Origin of the sequence: Corynebacterium sp. HMSC058E07 (assembly GCF_001809885.1) — a bacterium.
Lineage (GTDB): Bacteria > Actinomycetota > Actinomycetes > Mycobacteriales > Mycobacteriaceae > Corynebacterium > Corynebacterium macclintockiae.
Window position 1 is genome coordinate 1 of the sequence record NZ_KV799225.1, and the last position, 1,499, is coordinate 1,499.

At 56.1% G+C, this 1,499-nt stretch carries 1 protein-coding gene; it reads right to left on the reverse strand.

The genetic code is table 11. The annotated features are described in order from the left end of the window. The coding region (locus HMPREF2678_RS00005) for an integrase core domain-containing protein (protein WP_070550463.1) at positions 1–1,403 on the reverse strand (1,403 nt) is incomplete at its 3' end. Between the last annotated feature and the right edge of the window lie 96 nt (positions 1,404–1,499).

Genomic DNA, 1,499 nt, shown 5'->3' on the forward strand with positions numbered 1-1,499 from the left:
TGGCGATGTTTCATTCCTTCAACGAGGTTGATGTTGATCTGGCCACCTGGTGGCCTGTGGCTCAACGTGATTGGCAGCGGCACGCTGAAGAGGAATTCACCGTCATGGGCCGTGTAAAACTCCGCAACGTTATCGGCTGTGACCGTGGAGTAGAGCCTGCGGTTTTTAAACCTCAGCCCAATGTAGAGACCGAAGCCGCACACGCGTACAACGCCATCTTTGCTCACGCAGAGCTGGTCTGGGATGCCCCAATGGTTTGTTGAATTTGTCGTCGGCACCGTTAGTGTGGGGGTATCGGTGGAAGGTATGCCCTGCTGAGCTGCCATGTCATCGGTGCTGGCCTCGTGTGAAGTTGCCGCTTCCGCGGGGCCGTTTAGCATTTCGGGTACAGCGTGCGGATTGTGCGCCTGGTTGTAGGCGACTACGCGGGCCCAGACCTGCTCAGGATCGAGTGGATGCGTAGGCGGCGGTGCCTTGGGGAAGGTATCGAAAGCCTGGCGTGGTGTGATGTGCATTTTGCCGACCAGCAGTGATTGATGCCGTCGTCGCTCGTTGTACACCTGGCGATATTCAGCCAGATAGGCGTTGACCTCAGCAAGGCTAACTGGGTGGCGTGCATCGAGGAACTGGGTCAACGTGCGGTGAGAGCGCTCGTCTTTTCCCTGGGTTGTCGGGGCGAAACCAGCAATAGCAAGAACGCCTTGGCTGGCGAGCCAAGTTTCAGTAGCAGAGAGAAAACCACGGTGATAGGTGGCAAACGCATCGCCATTGTCGGAAAGGATTTCTTGGGGCTTGCCGTAGGCGGCGAACGCTGCGGCCAGCACAGCGCGCGCATCAGTACCGTTTTCTGGCAGAGCGAACGCTGTGGTTCCGACATCGAACCTGCTGGCATCATCGATAACCTGGTAAATCGTGACATGTGTGTGGGCGTGGTCAAAGAGGCGATAGACCAGTCCATCGATCTGCCAGAGTTCACCGACGAGATCACGGGCGAAGCGCTTATAGGAGCTGCGTGGCCGTTTGCGGGCGTTGGCATCAACGAATCCCAGCTCATGAAGCCACGAGGCGATTGTAGAACGCGACGGTGTGGAATCTGGACCTACAGTGTCGAACAAGAAGTAGTAGATCGACCAAGGCCCATAATCCAAGCCTTGCTCCATCAACTCCTGCCTGGCGTGGACGACTGCGATTTTGTCGGCCTCGTGGAATTTCTTAACCGGATTCTTCGGGGCAGTCGAATCCGGCACAATGCCTGCGCGACCCTTCTGCGCTATCCGGCTTTTGATGTTGTGGTACGTCTGCCGCGAGATTCCCAATTCTTTGCAAAACTGTGTGACCGTCTTGCCGTCACGAACGGGATCGAAATCTGCGACCTTTCTACGCTTATGCAATGGAATAGCCATCCGGCTATTCCACCGCCGCAAACGTCCAAAAAGCCACTAGACATCCCGTCCAAAAACATCCTGGACTCCGTGTCCAAAATGTCGCTAGACATCACA